The organism is Pseudomonas asturiensis (assembly GCF_900143095.1).
Taxonomy (GTDB): domain Bacteria; phylum Pseudomonadota; class Gammaproteobacteria; order Pseudomonadales; family Pseudomonadaceae; genus Aquipseudomonas; species Aquipseudomonas asturiensis.
The window spans coordinates 1-26,999 of the sequence record NZ_FRDA01000028.1; the positions used below are offsets into that span (position 1 = coordinate 1).

Sequence of the window (26,999 nt, forward strand, 5' to 3'; positions counted from 1 at the left end):
AACTTGCTTCAGAAAAAGCATCGCCGGCAAGCCGCCTCCCACGGTCTGCTGGTTGCCCCTAGACGTGTAATGATTGTGCCAATGCTCTGCGTTAACGCCGATGCGCTGACCGGACGCGGGGCGCTCATCGCTATACATACGTCTGGAAAACGCGCAAAACGGGTGAAGGCTAAAGCGTCTGACTGAATGCGTACCCGTGGGAGGCGGCTTGCCGGCGAAGGCGTCAGTTCAGTCACTGCTAACTTGCTTCAGAAAAAGCATCGCCGGCAAGCCGCCTCCCACGGTCTGCTGGTTGCAGCAGGACGTGTGTGTGACGCTGAGCGCTTTGCGTGGCAATGCCTACCGGGACGCTCCGCGTCCGATCTGAAAGGCGCACCAATGTCTCTGCCAATCCCCTCAAAACCTTTCTAAATATTTCCCCGCCAATTCGTTCTTGTTGATACGACCGCGCCACATGGTCAGCCCCATTCAGCAAGGACTTGCCCCATGAATCCCGAACACGCCCAGAAACTCGCTCGCCGTTTTGTCGAGTTACCTCTTGAAAAACGTCGCCTGTTTCTCGACGGCATGCGTCGCGAAGACATGGATTTCTCACTGTTCCCGATCCCGTCGTGCGAAGGGCTGGCCGAGCGTGACGGGCTGTCTTACGCGCAGCAACGCATGTGGTTTCTCTGGCAACTGGACCCAGGCAGCGCGGCCTACAACCTGCCGATGTCGGTGTGCCTGAACGGCGCGCTGGATCTGCCGCTGCTGGAGCAGGCCTTCAGCGCGCTGGTCGAGCGTCACGAGAGCCTGCGCACGACGTTCGGTCAGGAAGGTGATCGGGCGTTCCAGCGGGTCGCACCGCCAGCGCCCGTCAGTATCGAGCTGACTGACCTGAGCCCGCTGCCTGTCGATCAGCGCTGGGCCGCTGCGCGTCAGGCGATGGCCGAGCAGGCGGTACAGGCGTTCGATCTGCAGCGCGGGCCGCTGTTCACGGTGCGTGTTCTGCGCCTGACCGAGCAGGAGCACCTGCTGCTGCTCAACCTGCACCACATGATCACCGACGGTTGGTCGATGAACGTATTGATCGATGAGTGGCTGCGCGGTTACGACGCGCTGGTGGCCGATCAGCCGATGCCGTTTCAGCCGCTGGTCGTACAGTACCGCGACTACGCCGTGTGGCAGCGCAGCTGGCTGGAGGCAGGCGAGCAGGAGCGGCAGCTGGATTACTGGCGTGCGCATCTGGGTGATGAACATCCGGTGCTTGAACTGCCGACAGACCGTCCGTACCCGGCCTTGCCCAGCCATGAAGGCGCACGCCTCGAACTGGCGCTGGAACCGGAGCTATTGCGTAACCTCAAAGCCTTGGCTCATCGCCAGGGCGTGACCCTGTTCGTGGTGCTGCTGGCGACCTTCAAAAGCCTGCTGCATCGCTATAGCGGGCAGAACGACATCCGTGTCGGCGGACTGATCGCCAACCGCACCCGCAGCGAAACCGAAGGGTTGGTCGGCTGCTTCATCAATACCCAGGTGCTGCGCAGCGACGTGACCGCGCAGACGCGCTTTGTCGATCTGCTGCAAAGCGTCGCCAAGGCCTCGACCGGCGCACAATCGCATCAGGAACTGCCCTTCGATGCGGTGATTGATGCCCTGCAGCCCGAGCGCAGCCAGAGCCATAACCCGCTGTTTCAAGTGATGTTCAATCACCAGCCGGTGGTCGCCGATCTGCTCGACAAGCAACTGACCTGCGGCCTGCGCGTGGCCAACCTGCCTGCCGAGCAACAGGCGCTGGCTCAGCGTTCCCACGCTGCGGCCAGTGACCTGATGCTGGCGACCAGCGGCGAAGGCGAGCAGTTGAACGCCGCCTTCACCTATGCCACCGACATTTTCGACGAGTCGACCATCGCCCGACTGGCGGCGCACTGGCGCAACCTGCTGGCTTCGGTCTGCGCCGACCCGCTGCAAACCGTGTCACAACTGTCCATGCTGGCGCCGGATGAGCGCGCGCAGTTGCTGGATGTCGACAACGTCATCAAGGCTGATAGCAGCACGCCCGCATATCGACAGTTCGAGGCGCAGGTCAGGCACACGCCCAATGCCGTCGCAGTGATCCTCGCCCAGGCCAGCGATTCGCCGAGCCTGACCTACGCCGAGTTGAACGCACGCAGCAATGAATGGGCCCATCGCCTGCGCGGGCGGGGCGTTGGGCCGGACGTGCTGGTCGGCGTGGCACTGGGCCGGTCGCTGGACATGCCTGTCGCGCTGCTGGCTGTGCTCAAGGCCGGTGGCGCTTACGTACCGCTCGACCTGTCGGTGCCGGGCGAGCGCTTGCGCCATGTGCTGCACGACAGCGGCCTCACTCTGCTGCTGACCCACAGCGACCATGTGAGCGCGTTGCAAGGGCTGGCTGATATCGAGTGTCTGTGCATCGATCAGCCCGACAGCATGGCGGCCGATCAGCAGGATCTGGATGTTGCGGTCGATGCATCCAGCCTCGCTTATGTCATCTACACCTCGGGCTCCACCGGGCGGCCCAAAGGTGTGGCGATCAGTCATGGCGCGCTGGCCGAATTCGTGACCCTTGGCGCTGATTACAGCGATCTGCGCGACGGTGACCGGGTGCTGCAGTTCGCGACCCACAGCTTCGACGGCTTCGTCGAGCAGTTCTACCCGCCGTTGTGCCGGGGTGCCGCCGTGGTACTGCGTGACGAGCGTTTATGGGACAGCGCCACCTTCCATCAGGCGGTTGTCGAGCACGGCGTGACCCTTGCCGATTTGCCCGCCGCCTATTGGCTCACGCTGGTTCAGGACTTCGCCACCCACCGGCCTGCGCATTACGGCGCGCTGCGGCAGATCCATGTGGGCGGCGAGGCCATGGCCATCGAAGGCCTGCGTTTGTGGCGCGATGCAGGGTTGAGCCATGTCCGTTTGCTCAACACCTACGGCCCGACCGAGGCCACGGTGGTGTCGAGCATCCACGATTGCAGCGCCCTGACGCCCGAAGCGGTGTCCTGGCGTGGCGTGCCGATTGGCCATGCGCTTGTCGGGCGACGTCTGTACGTGCTCGACGATGACCTCAACCTGATGCCGCAAGGCGCAGTGGGAGAGTTGTACATCGGCGGGCCGGGTCTGGCGCGGGGGTATCACGGCCAGCCGGGTTTGAGTGCCGAGCGCTTCGTCGCTGATCCGTTCGTGGCGGGCGAACGCTTGTATCGCACAGGCGACCGCGCCCGGCAGCGTCTGGACGGTGCCATCGAGTACATCGGCCGGGTCGATCATCAGGTCAAGATTCGCGGCTTCCGCATCGAGCTGGGTGAAATCGAATCGCGCCTGCAGCAGTGCAGCGATGTGCGCGAAGCGGTCGTGCTAGCCCTTTCCCTGGCGGGCAGCACGCAACTGGTGGCTTACATCGTGCCGGGGACCGCAACCGTCAGCGACGCCGAGCAACTGGCCGTGCGCCAACGGATCAAGGCCCAGCTGCAAGCTGACCTGCCGGACTACATGGTGCCGACGCATCTGTTGCTGCTGCCCGTTCTGCCGCTCACGCCCAGCGGCAAGCTGGACCGCAAGGCCTTGCCCGCGCCGGATCCCGGCCAGTTGCAGGCGCGTTATCGTGCGCCGCACAGCGAGGTCGAAACCTGCCTCGCCGCCATTTGGCAGGAAGTGCTGCACGCGCCTCGGGTCGGGCTGGACGATCACTTCTTCGAGCTGGGCGGCCATTCACTGCTGGCCGCGCAGGTCATTGCCCGGATCAAGACGCAACTGAGCGTCAGCCTGCCGTTGCGCGTGCTGTTCGAAAAGCCGGTGCTGGGCGATCTGGCGGCTGAGGTGACGCTGCTGACCGCCAACACCCCTGACAACGACTGGAGCGATATGGACCAGTTCATGGATTCGCTGGAGGAATTTGAAGCATGACCGGGACCACTGCTGCACGTATCGCGAAACGTTTTGTCGGCCTGTCACTGGAGCAACGCCAACAGTTTCTCACCCGGTTGCGCCAGGACGGCAAGGACTTCAGCCTGCTGCCAGTACCGGTCAGTCGCCATGACTTCACCGCGATCCCGCTGTCCTTCGCTCAGCAGCGCCTGCTTTTCCTCTGGCAGCTCGATCCGTCAAGCGATGCCTACAAGATGACCACCGGCCTGCGTCTGAACGGCACGCTGAATGAGGTGGCGTTGACCCGCGCATTCGACTGCCTGATCGAGCGTCACGAAGTGCTTCGCACCGTGTTCCAGACGGACGGCGACCAACCGCTGCAAGTGGTGCTGCACGATCAGCACGTGGCGCTGGGGCGTATTGATCTGTCGGCGCTGGGCACCGAACAGCGCGAGGCTGAACTGGCCTTGCAGGTGGCGACCGTCACCGATCAGCCGTTCGACCTGCGCAACGGTCCACTGCTGCGTGCTCACCTGTTCCGCCTTGCCGACGATGAGCATGTGCTGGTGGTGTGCATGCACCATATCGTGTCCGACGGCTGGTCGATGGACGTGATGATTCAGGAATTCGTGCATGCCTATCAGGCATACAGCGAAGGCCGCGAACCGAGCCTGCCGGAACTGCCGCTGCAATACGCCGACTATGCGATCTGGCAGCGCAGTTGGCTGGAGGCGGGTGAGGGCGAGCGTCAGCTGGCTTACTGGCGCGACCAGTTGGGCGACGAACAGCCGCTGCTTGATGCTGCGCAAGACTTCCCGCGACCGATCGTACAGAGCTATCAGGGCGAGCACCTGCGCTTCGATTTCGGTGCGGACCTGTCGCAGCAGCTCAACGCCTTTGCCCGCAGTCAGGGCATGAGCCTGTTCATGCTGGTGCTGGCCGGGTTCTCGCTGTTTCTGTCGCGCAAGGCCGGGCAGCGCGATATCCGCATCGGTGTGCCCAACGCCAACCGGGGCAGGGCCGAGACGGAAGGGCTGATCGGCTTCTTCATCAACACCCAGGTGCTGCGTTGTCAGGTGGACGAACGCCTGAGCTACCTCGATCTCCTGGCACAGATTCGCGACACCTCCTTTGGCGCGCAGGCGCATCAGGACGTGCCGTTCGAGCAACTGGTGGATCACCTGGCGCCGGAACGCAATCTGGGTCATAACCCGTTGTTCCAGGCCAAGTTCAATCAGAACGTGGTGCTTAAACAGAAGACTGCGCTCAAGCTGCCGGGCCTGGAAGTCAGTGAATATGCCTTCGACAAGCAGGGTGCGCACTTTGACCTGGCGTTGGACATCACCGACGACGGCACGCTGATTCATGGCGATATGGCCTTTGCCAGCGACCTGTATCGCCGTTCGACCGTCGAGCGCTTCGTGCCTGAATTGCTGGCACTGTTCCAGGCCCTGCTGGCGGCACCCGGCGCGCCATTGTTCAGCCTCGGCGCGCTGGCGGTCGAGCCGGCACCACGGCCGCTTGAGCCTGCGCGCGGCGTTCTGCAACAGTGGAATCATCAGGTTGCGCAGCAGCCCCACGCGCTGGCGGCCCGATATCTCGACAGTACGTTGAGCATCCTGGCGCTGGATCAGGCGGCCAATCAACTGGCCCGTCATCTGACCCGCCTGGGTGTAAAGCAAGGCCAGCCCGTCGCGGTGCTGATGGAGCGCTCGCTGGAATGGCTGACCTCGGTCCTGGCCATTCTCAAATCGGGCGGCGTGTACATGCCGCTGGACGTCAAAGCGCCGGATTCACGCCTGCAAGAGATGCTGTCCAACGCGCAGGCCAGCGTACTGTTGTGTGCCGAAGGCGACACGCGGGCCGATTCACTCGCGGTCGACGGCTGTCAGGGCGTCACCTGGACGCCTGCGCTTTGGCAGGACCTGCCAACCAGCGTCGTCGAACCGACCCTGGTCGCCGAAGCACCTGCCTACGTCATTCACACCTCCGGCTCCACCGGCCAACCCAAGGGCGTGCTGGTCAGCCACGGCGCGCTGGCCAGTTACGTGCGCGGTTTGCTGGATCGACTGCAACTGACGCCTGATGCGAGCATGGCACTGATCTCGACCATCGCCGCCGATCTGGGCCACACCGTGCTGTTCGGCGCGCTGTGTTCCGGGCGTACCTTGCACGTGTTGCCTGAAACCCTGGGCTTCGACCCGGACGGTTTTGCCCGTTATATGGCCGGGCATCAGGTCGGCGTGCTGAAGATCGTCCCCGGTCATCTGGCGGCCTTGATGCAGGCCAGCCGACCTGCCGATGCATTGCCGCAGCACGCGTTGATCGTCGGTGGCGAAGCCTGTTCGCCAGCGCTGGTCGAGCAGGTTCGTCAGCTCAAACCGGGTTGCCGGGTGATCAACCACTATGGCCCGAGCGAAACCACGATCGGGGTGCTGACCCACGAAGTGCTGGCGCTCGATCCGGCCCGCCCGGTGCCGGTGGGTGCGCCGTTGCCGGGTGCGCAGGCTTATGTGCTGGATGATGTGCTGAACCTGGCTGACACTCAGGTGGCGGGCGAGCTGTACATCGGTGGCCACAGCGTGGCGCTGGGCTATCTCGGCCAGCCTGGTCTGACCGCCGAACGCTTCGTGCCGGATCCGTTTGCGCAGGATGGCGCTCGGGTTTACCGCAGCGGCGACCGCATGCGGCGTAATCACCAAGGCTTGCTGGAGTTCATCGGTCGTGCCGACGATCAGGTCAAGGTGCGCGGCTATCGGGTCGAGCCTGCCGAAGTGGCGCGGGTGCTGCTGGCGCTTGAGTCGGTGAACGAGGCCTGCGTGCTGCCGCTGCCGATGGAAGGCGACGAGTCGCGCCTGCAACTGGTGGCGTACTGCGTGGCGTCTGTTGGCGCAGAAGCGTTGCGCGAACAGCTGGCAACACGGCTGCCGGACTACATGGTGCCCGCGCAGGTTGTGCTGATCGACCGTTTGCCGCTGACCGTCAACGGCAAACTCGACAAGCGCGCCTTGCCCAAACCGGGCGTGGTGCAGCAGTGCTACACCGCGCCGGTCGGCGAGATCGAGGAAACGCTCGCCGCTGTCTGGGCTGACGTGCTCAAGCTGGAACAGGTCGGCAGCACCGACAACTTCTTCGAGCTGGGCGGAGATTCAATCCTAAGCCTGCAAATCATCGCCCGCGCAAAACGCCAGGGCATCAAGCTCAGCCCCAAGCAGCTGTTCGAAAAGCAGACCATTGGCCAGTTGGCATCAGTGGCAAAACTGATTCAGAAGAAAACCGTGACGGCGGTGGAGCAGAGCAGCGGCTCGTTGCCCCTGCTGCCGATTCAGGCACGCTTCTTCGAGCTGGCGATTACCGAGCGTCAGCACTGGAATCAGTCCGTGATGCTCAAGCCGCAAACGCCACTCGACGCGACGCTGCTGCAAGGCGCACTGGCGGCGCTGATCGAACAGCACGACGCACTGCGCGCAGGCTTCGCTCAGCAGAACGGCCAGTGGCAAGCGAGTTTCGCCGTGCCTGATACGCGCAATCTGCTGTGGGTCGATGAACTGGACGATCGCGAGCAGTTGACTGCACTGGCCGACAAGGCCCAGCGCAGCCTGGATGTGCAGAACGGCCCACTGATTCGCGCTGTTCTGGTCAACCTGCCGCAAGGCGAGCAACGCCTGCTGCTGGTCATTCATCACCTGGTCGTCGATGGCGTGTCATGGCGTGTGCTGCTGGAAGATCTGCAACACCTCTATCAAGCGCTGGTGACCGGTCAGCCCCTGGCGCTGCCTGCGAAGACCACCGCGCTGCAGCACTGGGCCGAGCAGTTGCAGCGTTACGCGACCAGCGATGCTTTGGCTGCCGAGTGCGACTACTGGCTGAGCACGTTGCAGAACGGCGCTCAACCGCTGCCCCGTGACAATCCGGATGGCACGCAGCGCAACCGCGACGCGGCCCACGCATCGTCCTGGCTGAGCAAGGAACTGACGCATCAGTTGCTCAAAGTCGCGCCTGCGGCCTATCGCACTCAGGTCAACGACCTGCTGCTGACGGCGCTGGCGCAAGTGCTCTGTGAGTGGAGCCGACAGCCTTCAGTGCTGATCCAGCTGGAAGGCCACGGCCGCGAAGACCTGTTCGACGACATGGACCTCAGTCGCACGGTCGGCTGGTTCAGCAGCCTGTTTCCGGTCCGGCTCACGCCGCAACCCGCGCTGGGCGCAAGCCTGTGCGGTATCAAGGAGCAACTGCGCGCCGTGCCGAACAAAGGCATCGGTTATGGCGTGCTGCGTTACCTGGGCGAGCCGGCGTTCGCCCGCCAACTGGCCGCGTTGCCCGAGGCTCAGGTTACGTTCAACTATCTGGGCCAGTTCGACGGCAGCTTCGACAGCCAGAGCGCCTTGTGGCTGCCGAGCGCAGACAGCGCCGGTGTCGCACAGGATGAAGACGGCCCGCTGGCCAACGCTTTGAGCCTCACCGGTCAGGTGTTCGACGGCCAGTTGCAGATGAACTGGACTTTCAGCCGCGAGCAATACCAGCCTTCGACCATCGATGCCCTGGCGCGGCGTTACGAGCAGGCCTTGATCACCCTGATCGAGCATTGCCTGGCCGGTAATCAGGGCGTGACGCCATCGGACTTCCCGCTGGCGCGCCTGAGTCAGCCGCAGCTCGATCGGCTGTCGATTCCTGCCGGAAACATTCAGGACATCTACCCGTTGGCGCCGATGCAGCAGGGCATGCTGTTTCACTCCTTGTTCGAGCAGGAGGCGGGCAACTACATCAATCAGCTTCGCGTGACTGTGAATGGGCTGGACGTGCCGCGCTTCAAGGCTGCCTGGCAGTCTGCGGTGGATGCCCACGACGTGCTGCGCAGCAGTTTTGTCAGCCACGCCGAGCAGTCGCTGCAAGTGGTGCTGCGCCAGGCTGATGTGCCTTTTCTGGTACTGGATGCGCGCGGCAAACCGGATCACTGGCTGGATGATTGGGCCAACGACGACCGGCAGCAGGGCTTCGATCTGGCGCGGGGGCCGCTGCTGCGGGTGGCGCTGTTGCAGACCGGCGAAGACGCTTATCAACTGATTTACACCAGCCATCACATCCTCATGGACGGCTGGAGCAGCTCGAGCCTGCTGGGTGAAGTGCTGCAAAGCTACAGCGGCCAGGTGCAGGCTAAACAGGCCGGGCGTTATCGCGACTACATCGAGTGGCTGAGCGTTCAGGATGCCGATGACAGTGAGCGTTTCTGGACCGCGCAACTGGCCGGGCTGGACGAACCCACCCGGCTGGTGCATGCGCTCAAGTCGTCGGCGAGCGGGCAGGGCCATGCCGATTATGTGCAGTTGATCGATGCCGACGGCACACGACGCCTGAGCGAATTCGCCCGCGAGCAACGCGTGACCCTCAACACGCTGGTGCAGTCGGCGTGGCTGCTGGTGCTGCAACGCTACACCGGCCAGTCCAGCGTGACCTTTGGCGCCACCGTCGCCGGGCGTCCGGCGGATCTGCCGGGTGTCGAGGAGCAACTCGGTCTGTTCATCAATACCTTGCCGGTCATCGCCAGCCCGCGTCCGGAGCAGACGGTGGCTGACTGGGTGCAGCAGGTTCAGGCGAAAAACCTTGCTCTGCGCGAGCACGAGCATACGCCGCTGTACGACATTCAGCGTTGGGCGCGTACCGGCGGCGAAGCGCTGTTCGACACCATTCTGGTGTTCGAGAACTACCCGATGTCCGAAGCGCTGCAACGTGCGCCGGACGGCCTGACCTTCAGCGAGCTGCGCAATCAGGAACAGGCGCATTACCCGCTGACCCTGGTGGTCGAGGCTGCCGACGTGCTGTCGGTGCGCTTCAGTTACGACCGTCAGCACTTCAACGCCGAAACGGTCGCGCAACTGGCCGCACACTTCGACTGCCTGCTGCACAATCTGAGTGCCGAACCTTCGGCCTGTCTCGGTCAGTTGTCGTTGCCGGTGGACTGGACTCAGACCGTGCAAGTCTGGCCGACGCATCAATGCGCGCATCAACGCTTCGAGACCCAGGCTGCACAGACGCCTCAGGCCATCGCCCTGAGCCTGGGTACCGAGCAACTGAGCTATGAGCAGCTCAATCATCGCGCCAACCAAGTAGCCCATAAACTGCGTGAGCAGGGTGTCGGCCCGGACGTGCGCGTGGGCCTGGCGGCCGAGCGCAGCCTGGACATGATCGTCGGCCTGCTGGCGATTCTGAAAGCCGGTGGCGCGTACGTGCCGCTGGACCCGGATTACCCGCAGGATCGGCTGAGCTTCCTGATGCAGGACAGCGGGATTGAGCTGCTGCTGACTCAAGCCGCTGTGCTGGACAGGCTGCCGGTTCCAGCGAACGTCCAGTGCCTGCTGATCGACGCGTCGCTGGACGGCTACAGCACGGAAAACCTGATCAACCACACCACGCCGGACAACCTGGCGTACGTCATCTACACCTCGGGCTCGACCGGCACGCCCAAGGGCACGTTGCTCGCCCACCACAACCTGATGCGCCTGTTTGCGGCCACCGATCACTGGTTCGCCTTTAGCGAACAGGACGTCTGGACGCTGTTCCATTCCTTCGCCTTCGACTTCTCGGTCTGGGAAATCTTCGGCGCGTTGCTGCACGGCGGTCGACTGGTGATCGTGCCGCGTGACACCAGCCGCTCGCCGGAAGACTTTCATGCGCTGCTGATCGAGCAACAGGTCACGGTACTCAACCAGACACCTTCGGCCTTCAAACAGCTGATGCACGTTGCCTGTGAGAACGATCAGCCATTGGCGCTGCGTTCGGTGATCTTCGGCGGCGAGGCGCTGGACGTGACCAGCCTGACGCCATGGTTCGAACGTTTCGGCGATCAAACGCCGCAGCTGATCAACATGTACGGCATCACCGAAACCACGGTTCACGTGACCTATCGCCCGATCACTCAGGCCGACACACAGAGCCTGTCCAGCCCGATTGGCGAGGCGATCCCGGACCTGTCGTGGTACGTGCTGGACGCTGATTTCAACCCGGTTGCCCAGGGTTGCAGCGGCGAGCTGCACATCGGCCATGCCGGTCTGGCGCGGGGTTATCACAACCGTGCGGCGCTGACCGCCGAGCGCTTTGTGCCCGACCCGTTTTCATCGGACGGCGGGCGTCTGTACCGCACCGGCGACCTGGCCCGGTATCGCGCTGCCGGGGTGATCGAGTACGCCGGGCGGATCGACCATCAGGTGAAGGTCCGTGGCCATCGCATCGAACTGGGCGAAATCGAAGCACGAAACCCAAGGGCGTATCTGGTGCCGACCGACCCCGCACACGACCCGCAGACCCTGCGCGACGCCTTGAAAGCCGAGCTGAAAACCCAACTGCCGGACTACATGGTCCCGACCCACTTCGTGCTGCTGGACGCCCTGCCGCTGACCGCCAACGGCAAGCTGGACCGCAAGGCCCTGCCTGCGCCGGACGCCAGCCAATTGCAGAGCCAGTACGTTGCGCCCGAAGGCGAACGGGAACAGCAACTGGCGTCGATCTGGGCCGACGTACTCAAGGTCGAACGGGTCGGTCGTACCGACAATTTCTTCGAACTGGGCGGGCACTCGCTGCTGGCGGTGCAGATGCTGGTGCGCGTTCGCGAGCAACTGCAGCATGAGGTCAGCCTCAAGGACCTGTTCGAGCAACCCACACTGGCCGACTTCAGCGCCACTATTCAGCAGAAAAACGGCGAAAGTGACCTCGCACAGGACGAATTGACTAAATCACTGGAGGCTCTCAAACGTTTATCAGCGGAGGAAATTGATAATTTGCTGGCGTGATGGTTTTGCAGGGTGGAGGGGCATTTTTATGCCCTGACACAGCGCTGTCGCGCAGCACACTTGTGGGAGCGGACTTGTCCGCGAAAAGGCCAGTCAGTTCGACGAATATTCAGCGACTGACGCGCAGTATTCGCGGACAAGTCCGCTCCCACGAATGATCTCCCACAGATTATCTATCTGCCGCGAGATAGCGTTGTGTCAGGCACAGCGCCGGTTCCCTCAGGACTGCTTCATTTCAGTTGTTTAGGAGAAACACCCGTGCAACAGTTGCTTGACTCCGTTAAATCGCTGTCCGCCCGTGAACGCAAGGCCCTGGCGGTCCTGCTCAAACGTCAGGGGGTGAATCTTTACGGGGTCACGCCGATCTTCCCACGGGAGACGCAGGCGCCGTCCGTATTGTCCTTCGCGCAGCAGCGGCAATGGATTCTCTGGCAACTGGAACCGCACAGCGCGGCATACAACATTCCGCTGGCGTTGCGGCTGCATGGCTCTTTGAACATCGAAGCGCTGCGCCGTAGCATCGAGGCGTTGATCGAACGTCACGAAACCCTGCGCACGACCTTCGAGCAACAGGGTGACGATGCGCTTCAGGTCGTGCATCCGGCATCGCCCTTTGTGCTGAATGTGGAGCGGCTTGCCGACGGCCAGTCGGTTCAGGCCTGTGTCGATCACGAAGTGCAGCAGCCGTTCGATCTGCAACACGGGCCACTGCTGCGCGTCAGGCTGCTGAACGTCGCCGATGATGAACATGTGCTGGTGTTAACCCAGCACCACATCGTCTCCGATGGCTGGTCGATGCCGATCATGGTCGAGGAATTGCTGCAGGGTTATCAGGCGCTCAGCCTGGGTCGCGACATCGAACGTGAACCGTTGCCGATTCAATACGCCGACTACGCCATCTGGCAGCGCAACTGGCTGGAAATGGGCGAGCACGCGCGGCAGCTGGAGTACTGGAAACAGCAGCTCGGCGATCAGTCGCCAGTGCTGGAACTGCCCACCGACCGACCACGTCCGGCCACGCGCAACCCTCATGGCGCACGCTTGAATATCGAACTGGACGCCGCGCTGCTGGACAGCCTCAAGGCGCTGGCCCGTCAGCAGGGCATCACCCTGTTCATGCTGTTGCTGGCCTCGTTCCAGACCCTGTTGCATCGCTACAGCGGCCAGGACGATGTGCGCGTCGGCGTGCCGATTGCCAACCGTAACCGCAGCGAAACCGAAGGCTTGATCGGCTTCTTCGTCAACACCCAGGTACTCAAGGCCGAGTTCTCGGCGCAGACCACCGTGGCCGACCTGCTGCAACAGATCAAACACACCGCTGTGCAGGCCCAGGCCCATCAGGACCTGCCGTTCGAGCAACTGGTCGAGGCCTTGCAGCCGGCGCGTGATCCGAGCCGCAGCCCGCTGTTTCAGGTTGCCTACAACCATCAGACCGAAGCCCGCAATGAAGCTCGCGAGCTGGCCGGTCTGCGTCTTGAGTATCAGCTGTCCGACAAACACACTGCACAGTTCGACCTGACGCTGGACACCTGCGAGCGCCAGAACGGGCTGGGTGCATCCCTGATCTACGCCACTGACCTGTTCGACGCTTCGACCATCGAGCGCATGGCTGGCCATTGGCGCAACCTGCTGCACGCCATGACGGGCAATGTCCAGCAGCGCATTGCCGAGCTGCCGTTGCTGAGCGCCGATGAGCGAGAGGCGACAGTGCAGGGCTGGAATGCCAGTCTGAAAGCTTACCCGACCGGGCAATGCGCGCATCAACGCTTCGAGGCCCAGGCTGCCCGAACCCCTCAGGCCATCGCCCTGAGCCTGGGTGCCGAGCAACTGAGCTATGAGCAGCTCAATCGTCGCGCCAACCAGCTCGCCCACAAACTGCGCGAGCAGGGCGTCGGCCCGGACGTGCGCGTGGGGCTCTCGGCCGAGCGCAGCCTGGACATGATCGTCGGCCTGCTGGCGATTCTGAAAGCCGGTGGCGCGTACGTGCCGCTGGACCCGGATTACCCGCAGGATCGGCTGAGCTTCCTGATGCAGGACAGCGGGATTGAGCTGCTGCTGACTCAAGCCGCTGTGCTGGACAGGCTGCCCGTTCCAGCGAACGTCCACTGCCTGCTGATCGACGCGTCGCTGGACGGCTACAGCACGGAAAACCCGATCAACCACACCACGCCGGACAACCTGGCGTACGTCATCTACACCTCGGGCTCGACCGGCACGCCCAAGGGCACGTTGCTCGCCCACCACAACCTGATGCGCCTGTTTGCGGCCACCGATGAGTGGTTCGCCTTCAACGAGCAGGACGTCTGGACGCTGTTCCATTCCTTCGCCTTCGACTTCTCGGTCTGGGAAATCTTCGGCGCGTTGCTGCACGGCGGTCGGTTGGTGATCGTGTCGCGTGACACCAGCCGCTCGCCGGAAGACTTTCACGCTTTGCTGATCGAGCAACAGGTCACGGTACTCAACCAGACGCCTTCGGCCTTCAAGCAGTTGATGCACGTTGCTTGCGACAGCCCGCAACCGCTGGCGCTGCGTTCGGTGATCTTCGGCGGCGAGGCGCTGGACGTGACCAGCCTGACGCCGTGGTTCGAACGTTTCGGCGATCAAACGCCGCAACTGATCAACATGTACGGCATCACCGAAACCACGGTTCACGTGACCTACCGGCCGATCACCCAGGCCGACACCTTGAGCCTGTCCAGCCCGATTGGCGAGGCGATCCCGGACCTGTCGTGGTACGTGCTGGACGCTGATTTCAACCCGGTCGCCCAGGGTTGCAGCGGCGAGCTGCACATCGGCCATGCCGGTCTGGCGCGGGGTTATCACAACCGCGCGGCGCTGACCGCCGAGCGCTTTGTGCCCGACCCGTTTTCAGCGGACGGCGGGCGTCTGTACCGCACCGGCGACCTGGCCCGGTATCGCGCTGCCGGGGTGATCGAATACGCCGGGCGGATCGACCATCAGGTGAAGGTCCGTGGCCATCGCATCGAACTGGGCGAAATCGAAGCACGCTTGCAGGCTCAGCCCGGCGTGCGCGAAGGGGTGGTGCTCGCCCTGGACGGGCAACTGGCAGCGTATCTGGTGCCGAGCGACCCTGCGCAGGACCCGCAAACCCTGCGCGACGCCTTGAAAGCCGAGCTGAAAACCCAACTGCCGGACTACATGGTCCCGACCCACTTCGTGCTGCTGGACGCCCTGCCGCTGACCGCCAACGGCAAGCTGGACCGCAAGGCCCTGCCTGCGCCGGACGCCAGCCAATTGCAGAGCCAGTACGTTGCGCCCGAAGGCGAACGGGAACAGCAACTGGCGGCGATCTGGGCCGAGGTGCTCAAGGTCGAGCAGGTCGGTCGTACCGATAATTTCTTCGAGCTGGGCGGGCACTCGTTGCTGGCCACACAGGTCATTTCGCGCATTCGTCAGCAGCTCAAGATGGAGCTGTCCCTGCGCCACCTGTTCGAAGCCGCGGATCTGGCCGCATTCGCGCAGCGTGCAGATCAGGGCCAGACAGAGAGCGAGCCCTCGTTCGTCAAAGCCGACCGCAGCCAGCCGCTGGGCCTGTCCTACGCCCAGCAACGGCAATGGTTCCTCTGGCAACTCGACCCGCACAGTACCGCTTACACCATGCCTGCGGTGTTGCGCCTGAGCGGCGCGCTGGACATCGCAGCGCTGGAAAACAGTTTCAGTGCGTTGATCGCCCGTCATGAGACCCTGCGCACCACCTTCCGTCAGGACGGCGAGCAGGCCGTGCAGATCATTCATCCGCCGCGCGCCTTGACCCTGACGGTCGAACAGGTGTCAGGCGAGCAACGCCTTGAAGCCATCGTGCAGCAGGACGTGCAGCGTCCGTTCGATCTGGAGCAAGGGCCGTTGCTGCGCGTCAGGCTGTTGAATCCTGGTCGCGACGAGCATGTGCTGGTTTTGACTCAGCACCACATCGTCTCCGATGGCTGGTCGATGCCGATCATGGTCGATGAGCTGGTACGCCTGTACGAAGGCTTCAGCCAGGGCCGTGACGTGCAACTGGCCGAATTAAGCATGCAGTACGCCGATTACGCGTTGTGGCAGCGCAACTGGATGGAAGCGGGCGAGCAGGCGCGGCAACTCGCGTACTGGAAACAGCAACTGGGCGACGAGCAGCCGATTCTGGAGCTGCCCGCCGATCGACCGCGTCCGGCGCTGCAGAGCCATGCCGGTGCGCGCCTCGCCGTCGAGCTGGAGCCGGCGCTGATCGACAACCTCAAAAACGTCGCACGTCAGCAGGGCGTGACCCTGTTCATGCTGTTGCTGGCCTCGTTCCAGAGCCTGCTGCATCGCCACAGCGGGCAGTCTGACATTCGCGTCGGCGTGCCGATTGCCAACCGCACCCGCACGCAAACCGAAGGGCTGATCGGTTTCTTCGTCAACACCCAGGTGCTGCGCGCCGAGTTCGACCTGCATACGACCTTCAGCGAACTGCTGCAACAGGTCAAACACACGGCGTTGCAGGCCCAGGCGCATCAGGAGCTGCCGTTCGAGCAACTGGTCGAAGCCCTGCAACCGCAGCGCAGCCTGAGTCACAGCCCATTGTTTCAGGTGATGTTCAACCACCAGAGCCAAGCCAGCGCCGAGGTGCGTGCGGTGTCCGGTCTGCAGGTTGAGCCCGTGGAATTCGACAGCCATCCGGCGCAGTTCGACCTGACCCTTAACACCGCTGAGCACGCCGGTGGACTGAGCGCAGGCATGACCTACGCTACCGCGTTGTTCGAACGCAGCACCATCGAGCGTATCGCGCAGCACTGGCAAGCGCTGTTGCGAGCGATCTGTGTCAATGCCGAGTGCCGTGTGGCGCAGTTGCCGATGCTCAACGCTGCCGAGCGTCAGCAGATTGTCCATGAGTGGAACCCTGCGCCGTCGGCTTACCCGACCCAGTGCCTGCCCGCGCTGATCGAGGCGCAGGTGCAGGCCACGCCGCACGCCACAGCGCTGGTGCTGGAGCGTGAACACCTGACTTACCGCCAGCTTAACGCCCGCGCCAATCAGCTGGCTCATCGCCTACGCGAACTGGGTGTCGGCCCGGACGTGCTGGTCGGTGTCGCCGTGCCGCGCAGCCTGGACATGGTCGTCGCGCTGTTGGCGATCCTCAAGGCCGGTGGTGCCTACGTCCCGCTGGATCCGGATTTCCCGCAGGAGCGGCTGGCCTACATGATTCAGGACAGTGGCCTGAGCCTGCTGCTGACCCGCACCGATCTGCTGCTCAGCCTGCCGATTCCAGCCAATGTGCAGAGCCTGTGCGTGAACCGCGCCGATGACTGGCTCACCGACTACAACGAGGACAATCTGCCGGGCAATCTGCACCCGCGAAACCTGGCGTACGTCATCTACACCTCGGGCTCCACCGGGCAGCCCAAGGGGGTTACGGTTCGTCATGACGCGCTGGTGAACTTCCTGTCCAGCATGGCTGAAAAGCCGGGCCTGAGCGCGGATGACAAGGTGCTATCGCTGACCTCGCTGTCGTTCGACATCGCAGGGCTTGAGCTGTACCTGCCGCTGATGCGCGGTGCCACGGTGGTGCTGTTGCAACCCGACCAGAACAAGGATCCCCAGGCGTTGCTCAGGGTTATCGAGCAGCAGGCAGTCAGTGTCATTCAGGCTACGCCCTCGACCTGGCGCATGCTGCTGGACGTCGCACCGGCCAACGCGCTGAGCGGCAAGACCGTGCTGTGCGGCGGCGAGGCGTTGAGCGTCGAGCTGGCGGAACGTCTGATCGCGCACGCCGGGCACGTGTGGAATGTCTACGGACCGACTGAAACCACGGTCTGGTCGGCCCGCCATTACCTGACCGACAGCGATGACATCCGGCTCGGACGTCCACTGGCCAACACCCGTCTGCACATCGTCAGCGACGCCATCGACCTGCTGCCTGTGGGCGTGCGGGGTGAATTGCTGATCGGCGGCGACGGGCTGGCGCGGGGTTATCACAACCGCGCAGCCCTGACCGCCGAGCGCTTCATTCCTGATCCGTTTGCCGCCGATGGCAGTCGCCTGTATCGCACCGGCGACCTGGCGCGCTATCACGCCGACGGGGTGATCGAATACGCAGGCCGTCTCGACCATCAGGTGAAGATTCGCGGTTTCCGTATCGAACCGGGCGAAATCGAAGCGGTGCTGCTGGCACAGGACAGTGTCCAGGACGCGGTGGTCATCGACATCGACGGGCCTTCCGGCAAGCAACTGGTCGCCTACCTGGTGGCCAGCGATCCGGCCCGCGACACCCACACGCTGCGCGAAGAACTCAAGTCGCTTCTCAAGCAAGGGTTACCGGAATACATGGTGCCCAGCCATTTCATCTGGCTGGCGCAACTGCCGCTGACCCCTAACGGCAAGCTGGACCGTAAGGTGTTGCCGAAGCCGGATGCCAGCCAATTGCAGCGCCTTTACGTGGCGCCGGTCACTGCGCAGGAGCAGCAACTGGCGGCGATCTGGGCCGAGGTCCTGAACGTCAAACGTGTGGGTCTGACCGACGACTTCTTCGAACTGGGCGGTCATTCACTGTTGGCCACACAGCTTATTTCCAGAATCCACACCGGCCTGGGTATCGACATCCCGTTGCGCCTGATTTTCGAGAAACCGCAATTGAACGAATTTATCCAGGCGTTTGCCCACAGCGGTCTGTCGCTGACCGAAGACGGCTTGTCCGATATCGAGAAAATGATGAACGAAATGGCGGGTATCTGACATGGACAAGTCTGCAGCAGCGCGTATCGCCCAGCGTTTCGTCGGTTTGCCCGTCGAACAGCGTCGCCAGATCCTCGGCAAGATGAACGAGACCGGGCAGAGCTTCCGGCTGCTGCCGATTGCCGTGACCCGCCATGACCTGGCCCGCATTCCGCTGTCGTACGCGCAGCAACGCATGGTGTTTCTCTGGCAACTGGAGCCGCACAGCATCGCTTACAACGTGCCGCTGGCGGTGCGCCTGAACGGTCCGCTGAACCCGCAGGCACTTGCCGAAGCGCTCGATCAACTGGTGCAGCGCCACGAAACCCTGCGTACCCGGTTCGTCTGCGAAGACGGCGAGTTCCATCAGCAAATCCTGGCGCAGGGCAGCGTTGCCCTGGCACGAGTCAGCGTCGAGGCCCAGCAGATCGACGCGCAGGTGCACGCTGAGCTGCATACGCCATTCGACCTGCTGAGCGACACGCTGCTGCGGGTCAAGCTGTTCCAGTTGAGCGACACCGAACATGTACTGACGGTGTGCATGCACCACGTGGTGTCCGATGGCTGGTCGGGCGAGTTGTTGATTCGTGAATTCGTCCAGTTGTATCAGGCGCGGGTCCTTGGTCAAAACGCTGATCTGCCTGAACTGGCGATTCAATACGCCGACTACGCCATCTGGCAACGCGCCTGGCTGGAAGCCGGCGAGGGCGAGCGCCAGCTGGATTACTGGAAGCAGCAATTGGGCAGCGAGCACCCGTTGCTGAGCTTGCCACTGGACCATGAGCGTCCGTTGCAGCCCAGCCATCGCGGCGCGACCGTGCGGCTCGACCTGCCTGGGCACCTGTGTGCGCAACTGAAGACCCTGGCCCGCAGCCGTGGCCAGACGATCTTCATGCAGGTGCTGGCGGCGTTGTCAGTGGTGCTGTCGCGGTTCAGCGGGCAGGCCGATATTCGTATCGGCGCGCCGAATGCCGGGCGTACCCGCAGCGAGCTGGAAGGGCTGATCGGCTTTTTCGTCAACACCCAAGTACTGCGCGTGCAGGTGGATGAGCGTGACAGCTTCGCGACGCTGCTGGATCAGGTGAAGCAGGTGGTGAGTGGCGCGCAGTCGCATCAGGAACTGCCCTTCGAGCATCTTGTGGACGCCCTGGCACCAGAGCGCAATCTGGGCCACAACCCGCTGTTTCAGTTCAAGATCAATCAGCATGTCTATGTTGCCGAGCAGACGGACGCGTCGCGCCAGAGCCTGTCCGGGTTGAGCGTCAGCGAATTTCCCGTGGGCGCGGGCGATGCGCGTTTTGACCTGGCGTTTGACTTCACCGACACGCCGAGTGGCCTGCGCGGTTACTTCAGCTACGCTACCGACCTGTTCGAAGCGCGCACCATCGAACGCATCGCCGACGCCTTGCGTGACCTGCTGCAGGCACTGGTAGTGGATATCGACCAGCGTCTGGCCGATCAGCCGTTGACGGGGGCGTTGCCTGCTGTCGAGCCCTCTCAAGGTTTCGCCTGTTGCGACTTCCCCGGCCTCTGGCAACAGGGTCTGCACAGTGGACGCGACAAGACCGCTGTGCGGGTGGGTCAGCAAACCCTGAGCTTCGCGCAACTGGAGCAGCAGTCCAACCGCTTCGCCCGTTACCTGCAAACCCAAGGCATTGGCGCAGGCATGACCGTTGCGCTGTGCCAGGATCGCTCTGTGGAATGGGTGGTCAGCCTGCTGGCGGTGCTGAAGCTGGGCGCGGTGTACCTGCCGCTGGACACCTCACAGCCTGCCGAGCGCTTGCAGCAACTGACCAAAGACAGCGGCGCGGTGCTGCTGATTCATGCCGCAGGTGACGACAAGGCCGACCATCTGGGCGTCTGCCCGGTGCTGGCGTTCGACGCGACGCAGTGGGCCGACATTGCCGATGACGCCTTGGGTATTCAGGTTGCCGCCGAACAGCCGGCCTACATCATCTACACCTCGGGTTCGACCGGCCAGCCCAAGGGCGTGGTGATCAGCCATGGCGCGCTGGCCAATTACGTGCAGTCAGTACTGACTCGCCTGTCGCTCGACGCCGACGCGAGCATGGCGATGGTCTCCACCGTGGCGGCCGACCTGGGGCACACCCTGTTGTTCGGCGCGCTGGCCTCGGGTCGCACACTGCACCTGTTGTCCCATGAACAGGCGTTCGACCCCGACGGGTTTGCCCGCTACATGGCCGAGCATCAGGTGGATGTCCTGAAAATCGTTCCCAGCCATCTTCAAGGTCTGCTGCAGGCGGCCAATCCGGCCGACGTGTTGCCCAGGCAGATGCTGATTGTCGGTGGCGAGGTCAGTGCCTGGGCCTTGATCGAGCAGGTGTGCCTGCTCAAGCCGGGTTGCCGGATCGTCAACCACTATGGCCCGACCGAAACCACCGTCGGCATTCTCACCCATGAGGTGGCTGAACGGCTGCCTGCCTGCCGCAGCGTGCCGGTCGGCCAGCCGCTGGCCAACGGCAAGGCGCGGGTACTGGATGCTTACCTGAATCCGGTCGCCGAGCGGGTGGCGGGTGAGCTGTATCTGGGCGGCGCAGGCCTCGCGCAGGGTTATCTGGGGCGCGCAGCGATGACCGCCGAACGCTTTGTGCCGGACCCTGATGCCGATGGCAAGCGCCTGTACCGCGCAGGCGACCGGGCGCGCTGGGTAGACGGCGTACTGGAGTACCTTGGCCGCGCCGACGATCAGGTGAAAATCCGCGGTTACCGTGTCGAGCCTGGTGAGGTCGGGCAGTTGTTGCAAACCCTGGACGGCGTGACCGAGGCCGTGGTGCTGGCTCAGCCGCTGGAAAGCGATGAGTCGCGCCTGCAACTGGTGGCGTGGTGCGTGGCGTCTGTGAGCGCTGAAGCGTTGCGCGAACAACTGGCTGCACGCCTGCCCGAATACCTGGTACCTGCGCAGATCCTGCTGCTCGAACGCCTGCCGCTGACCGCCAATGGCAAGCTCGACAAGCGTGCATTGCCCAAACCGGGCGTGGTCAAACAGCGCTACACCGCACCGGTCGGCGAGATTGAGGAAAAACTCGCGGCTGTCTGGGCCGACGTGCTCAAGCTGGAACAGGTCGGCAGCACCGACAACTTCTTCGAGCTGGGCGGCGACTCGATCCTCAGCCTGCAAATCATCGCCCGCGCCAAGCGTCAGGGCATCAAGCTCAGCCCCAAGCAACTGTTCGAAAAACAGACCATCAGCCAACTGGCGTTGGTGGCGAAGCTTATCCAGAAGAAGCCGGCAGCCGCGGTGGAGCAGGTCAGCGGTTCGTTGCCGTTGTTGCCGATACAGGCGCGCTTCTTCGAACTGGAGATTCCCGAGCGTCATCACTGGAACCAGGCGGTGATGCTCAAGCCCAACACCCGGCTGGACGCCACGGCGCTGCAAAATGCGCTGACCGCGTTGATCGAACAGCACGACGCGCTGCGTCTGGGCTTCGCGCAACAGGGCGGACAGTGGCACGCCACCTTTGGCGCGCTGAACACCGGTGAGGTGCTGTGGCGGCATGAACTGGACGATCCGCAACGCCTGACCGAACTGGCCGACGAAGCGCAACGCAGTCTCGACCTGAAAAACGGCCCGCTGCTGCGCGCCGTGCTGGTCTCGCTGCCGCAGGACGAGCAACGCCTGCTGCTGGTCATCCATCACCTCGTTGTGGATGGCGTGTCATGGCGGGTATTGCTGGAAGACTTGCAACAGGCGTATCAGGCGGTTTCCACCGGTCAGCCCGTCACGCTGCCGGGCAAGACCAGCTCACTGAAAACCTGGGCCGAACACCTGCAAGCCTATGCTCAGAGCGCTGCGCTGGAGCAGGAACTGGCCTGGTGGCAGAGCCGGTTACAGGACGTCAGTGACGAACTGCCCTGCGACCATCCGCACGGCGGGCAACAGCAGAAGCACGCCATGTCGGTGGTCACGCAACTCGACAGCGAACTGACCCGACAGCTGCTGCAGGATGCGCCTGCTGCCTATCGCACCCAGATCAACGACCTGCTGCTGACCGCGCTGGCGCGGGTGATCAGCCGCTGGACCGACCGTCGCGACGTGCTGATCCGATTGGAAGGCCATGGCCGCGAAGACCTGTTCGATGCCCTGGATATCACCCGCACGGTCGGCTGGTTCAGCAACCTGTACCCGGTCAGGTTGTCGCCGCAGGACGCATTGTCCGACTCGATCATGACCATCAAGGAACAATTGCGTGCGGTGCCGGACAAGGGGATCGGCTATGGCGCGCTGCGGTATCTGGGCAGCGACTCGGCGCGTCGAACGCTGCAGCAGTTGCCGCAAGGCAGCATCGTATTCAATTATCTGGGCCAGTTCGATGGCAGTTTCGATGCGCAGGGCGCGCTGTTCACGCCTTCTGCCGACCGGGTCGGTGCTTCGCAAAGTAGCAACGCGCCGCTGGCCGCGCCGATCAGCATCAATGGTCAGGTGTACGGCGGCGAGTTGCGCCTGAGCTGGAGTTTCAGCGGCGCAGTGTTCGAGACCGATACCGTACAGCGTCTGGCAGATGACTACGCACTGGAGCTGCAACAGCTCATTGCGCATTGCACGTCTGAGGGGGCGGCCGGTGTGACGCCGTCCGACTTCCCGTTGGCCCGCCTGACTCAGGCGCAACTGAACAGCCTGCCCGTGGCTGCACAGCAGATCGAAGACCTCTATCCGCTGGCACCGATGCAGCAAGGCATGCTGTTCCACACGTTGTTCGAGCAGGAGGCGGGCCACTACATCAATCAGATGCGCGTCGAGGTCAGCGGTCTGGACATCGCGCGTTTCAAGGCCGCCTGGCAGGCGACGCTGGATGCCCATGACGTGCTGCGCAGCGGTTTTGTCAGCCACCTCGATCAGTCGTTACAAGTGGTGTTGCGTGAGGTGTCGATGCCGTTCACCGAGCTGGATGCCAGAGGACAGGCTCCGCAATGGCTCGGCGACTGGGCCGCTGCGGACCGTCAGCAGGGTTTCGACCTGGCCCGGGCGCCGTTGCTGCGTCTGGCCGCAGTGCGTACCGGCGAGAACACCCATCAACTGATCTACACCAGCCATCACATCCTCATGGACGGCTGGAGCAGTTCGCGCCTGCTGGGCGAAGTGCTGCAACGCTACAGCGGGCAGGCGCCGGCCAGGCAGACCAGCCGTTACAGGGACTACATTCAATGGCTGCAACGTCAGGACGCAGCGCTCAGCGAGCGTTTCTGGACCGCACAACTGGCGGAACTGGACGCGCCGACCCGCCTGATGCAGTGCTTCAAATCGCCGCCGGGGCAAGCAGGGCAGGGCGATCTTCTGCACCTGATCGACACGCCATCCACCCAGGCCTTGAGCGAGTTTGCCCGCGAGCAGCGCGTGACCCTCAACACCCTGGTGCAATCAGCCTGGCTGCTGATGCTGCAACGCTATACCGGGCAGTCCAGCGTGACCTTTGGCGCGACCGTCGCCGGACGCCCCGCAGACCTGCCGGGCGTCGAGGAGCAACTCGGTCTGTTCATCAACACCTTGCCGGTGATCGCCAGCCCGCGTCCCGAGCAGCGCGTGGCCGACTGGGTGCAACAGGTGCAGGCGAAAAACCTGGCCCTGCGCGAGCATGAGCACACACCGCTGTACGACGTTCAGCGCTGGGCGCGCAGCGGCGGTGACGCGCTGTTCGACAGCATTCTGGTGTTCGAGAACTACCCGGTGTCCGACGCGCTGCAACAGACCGCACCGCCGGGGCTGGTGTTCGGCGGCCTGCACACCCAGGAGCAGACCCATTACCCGCTGACGCTGGTGGTCAATCTGGGACAGACCCTGTCGATGCGTTTCAGCTACGACCGCCAGTGCATGAGCGAAGCCGATGTGGCGCAATTGTCGGCGCAGTTCCAGCACCTGTTGCAGGCGTTGATCCGCGATCCGCAGGCCGCCATTGGCGAGTTGGTGTTGCTGGATCAGCCTGCGCAGCAGCGGATACTGCGTGACTGGAACGCGACGGCTGCGGCGTTCCCGAGCGAGCAGTGCATTCACTCCTTGATCGAAGCCCAGGTACTGGCCACGCCGGATGCTCCGGCACTGATCTTTGACGGCAACGCCCTGAGTTACATGGAGCTCAACGAACGCGCCAACCCGCTGGCGCATAAGCTGCGCGAGTCGGGTGTCGGCCCGGATGTGCGAGTCGGTATCTGTGTCGAGCGCAGCCTGGAGCTGGTGATCGGCCTGCTGGCCATCATCAAGGCAGGCGGTGCCTATGTACCGCTGGACCCGGATTATCCCGAAGACCGGCTGGCGTACATGATGCAGGACAGCGGCATCGGTCTGCTGCTGACCCAGACGGCGCTTCTGGAGCGGCTGCCGCTGCCTGCCGGCGTGCAGAGCCTGTGTCTGGATCAGGACAGCGACTGGCTGAGCGGCTACAGCCGTGCCAACCCGATCAACCTGACCGATCCGCTGAATCTGGCCTACATGATTTACACCTCAGGCTCCACCGGCAAACCCAAGGGCGCGGGCAACAGCCACCGTGCGCTGGTCAACCGTCTGCACTGGATGCAGAAGGCTTACAGGCTGGATGCGACCGACACGGTGCTGCAGAAAACCCCGTTCAGCTTCGACGTGTCGGTCTGGGAGTTCTTCTGGCCGCTGCTGACCGGCGCGCGTCTGGCCGTCGCATTGCCGGGCGATCATCGTGACCCGGAGCGCCTGGTGCAGACGATTCGCCAGTATCAGGTCACGACGCTGCATTTCGTGCCGTCGATGCTGCAAGCCTTCCTTACTCATCAGCAGGTGGAAAGCTGCCAGAGCCTGAAGCGCGTGGTGTGCAGTGGCGAAGCCTTGCCTGCGGAGCTGGCCGGGCAAGTGCTCAAACGCTTGCCGCAGGTCGGCCTGTACAACCTCTATGGCCCGACCGAAGCGGCCATCGACGTCACGCACTGGACCTGCACCCCGGACGACGTCCTGAGCGTGCCGATCGGGCGTCCCATCGACAACCTCAAGACTCATATCCTCGACGACGGCCTGCTGCCTGCCGCACCAGGCGTAGCAGCAGAGCTGTACCTGGGCGGCGTTGGCCTGGCGCGGGGTTATCACCAGCGTGCCGCGCTGACGGCCGAACGCTTCGTGCCGGACCCGTTCGACGAGCAGGGCGGCGGGCGTCTGTATCGCACCGGCGATCTGGCGCGCTATCGAAATGAAGGGCGAAACGAAGGCGTGATCGACTATGCCGGGCGCATCGATCATCAGGTGAAAATCCGCGGTCTGCGCATCGAACTGGGTGAAATCGAAGCGCGGCTGCATGAGCACGCAGCCGTTCGCGAAGCCAGCGTGATCGACATCGACGGCCCGACCGGCAAACAGCTGGTGGCCTATCTGGTGACAGACGCTGTGGATCAGGATGCAGATGCCTTGCGTGAAGCGCTGACAACGCACCTCAAGGCGCATCTGCCGGATTACATGGTGCCTGCGCATTTCGTCCTGCTCGACGCCATGCCGCTGACCGCCAACGGCAAGCTGGACCGCCGCGCCTTGCCCAAACCTCAAGCGGGCCGCGCGCAAGGTTACGTTGCGCCGCGTACCGGGCTGGAACAGCGTCTGGCTGCGCTTTGGGAGCAGGTGCTGCAGGTCGAGCGGGTCGGGTTGAGCGACAACTTCTTTGCCTTGGGTGGGCATTCTTTGCTGGCGGTTTCGCTGGCCGGGCGGATCCGCGAGACGTTTGATGTCTCGATCAAACTGCACGACTTTCTGTTGATGCAGACCCTGGGTGAGCTGGCCGATTTCATGCGCGCTGGCGAGGCCAAGGTCAAGTCAGCGGTCATCGCCATGAACACCAGCCAGTCGGCTCGAACCCCCTTGTTCTGCCTACCACCGGGTGGCGGCGGTACGTATTCCTACTACCCGCTGGCGGGCAGGCTGAACGACGACCGCAGGGTTTACGGGCTGGTCAACAAGGCGTACGTGGTGCCGGGCTGGTTCGACACGTCCTGGCCGGACATGGTTGATTATTACGTCGAACAGATTCGCAATACCCAGCCGGTCGGACCTTACAGCCTGCTGGGCTGGTCGATGGGTGGCGCGCTGGCGATCGACATCGCGCATCGCCTGGAAGGCGCAGGCGAGACCGTGGAGTTCGTCGGTCTGGTGGACACCCAGTTGCCTGCGTCCGTTGGCATGGCATTCATTCAGGACGACCCGGAAAGCCTGACCCGGAACCAGGGTGAAAATTACTACCGCAGCCTGATCAAGAGTCTCCAGGCCTTCGTGCCGGGTTTGCAGGAAGAGGCCATTGTTGCGTTGATCGACACGGCGCGGCAGTCGTTGTCCGGTGAAAATGAGGTCATCGATTGGGTCGTCGACAAGGTTGCACTCGACGCAGGCATGAGCGTTGATAGCCTGCGCAGTGTGTTCCAGGACATCGCTGTGCAGGACGAAATCGAAACCGGCTACCGACTGCTGGAAGCCAACGCCCGCTTGAGCGAAGCCTTCACCTTGAAACCGTTGAGCGTGAAAGTGGATTGCTGGTGGGCAGGGCAAAGCCGTGAGCCTGAGCAGATTGCCAAGGCTGAAAGGGTGGTGCTCGAACAGTGCTCGGTGAATGGACTGGCCAGTTCCAGCGTCGTCGATCAACGCCATGACAACGTGGTGATTGCCGATGCGTTTCTGGACGGGCTGGCGGCGCGGTTGAGGGCGTAGTTCGT

Annotated in this window: 5 protein-coding genes; all 5 read left to right on the forward strand. The window is 63.4% G+C overall.

Going from position 1 to position 26,999, the window contains the following annotated elements; genetic code table 11:
• Window positions 1-186, forward strand: a 186-nt coding sequence (locus BUB69_RS29045) for a hypothetical protein (RefSeq protein WP_217654487.1), incomplete at its 5' end; no start/stop codon positions are given.
• Window positions 187-486: 300 nt separating this feature from the next.
• Window positions 487-3,897, forward strand: a complete 3,411-nt coding sequence (locus tag BUB69_RS27480; RefSeq protein ID WP_073173227.1) for a non-ribosomal peptide synthetase — start codon at window positions 487-489, stop codon at window positions 3,895-3,897.
• A complete protein-coding gene (locus BUB69_RS27485) occupies window positions 3,894-11,642 on the forward strand; it encodes a non-ribosomal peptide synthetase (protein ID WP_073173230.1) in 7,749 nt (2,582 codons plus the stop codon). Before BUB69_RS27480 ends, BUB69_RS27485 begins: the two co-directional genes overlap by 4 nt.
• A 258-nt stretch (window positions 11,643-11,900) precedes the next feature.
• Window positions 11,901-18,353: a non-ribosomal peptide synthetase gene (locus tag BUB69_RS27490; RefSeq protein WP_073173234.1), complete on the forward strand. Its 6,453-nt coding sequence runs from the start codon at window positions 11,901-11,903 to the stop codon at window positions 18,351-18,353.
• Between the two features lies 1 nt (window position 18,354).
• Entirely contained in the window at window positions 18,355-26,994 is an 8,640-nt protein-coding gene (locus BUB69_RS27495; protein WP_073173237.1) for an amino acid adenylation domain-containing protein, read from the forward strand.
• Window positions 26,995-26,999: the final 5 nt, after the last annotated feature.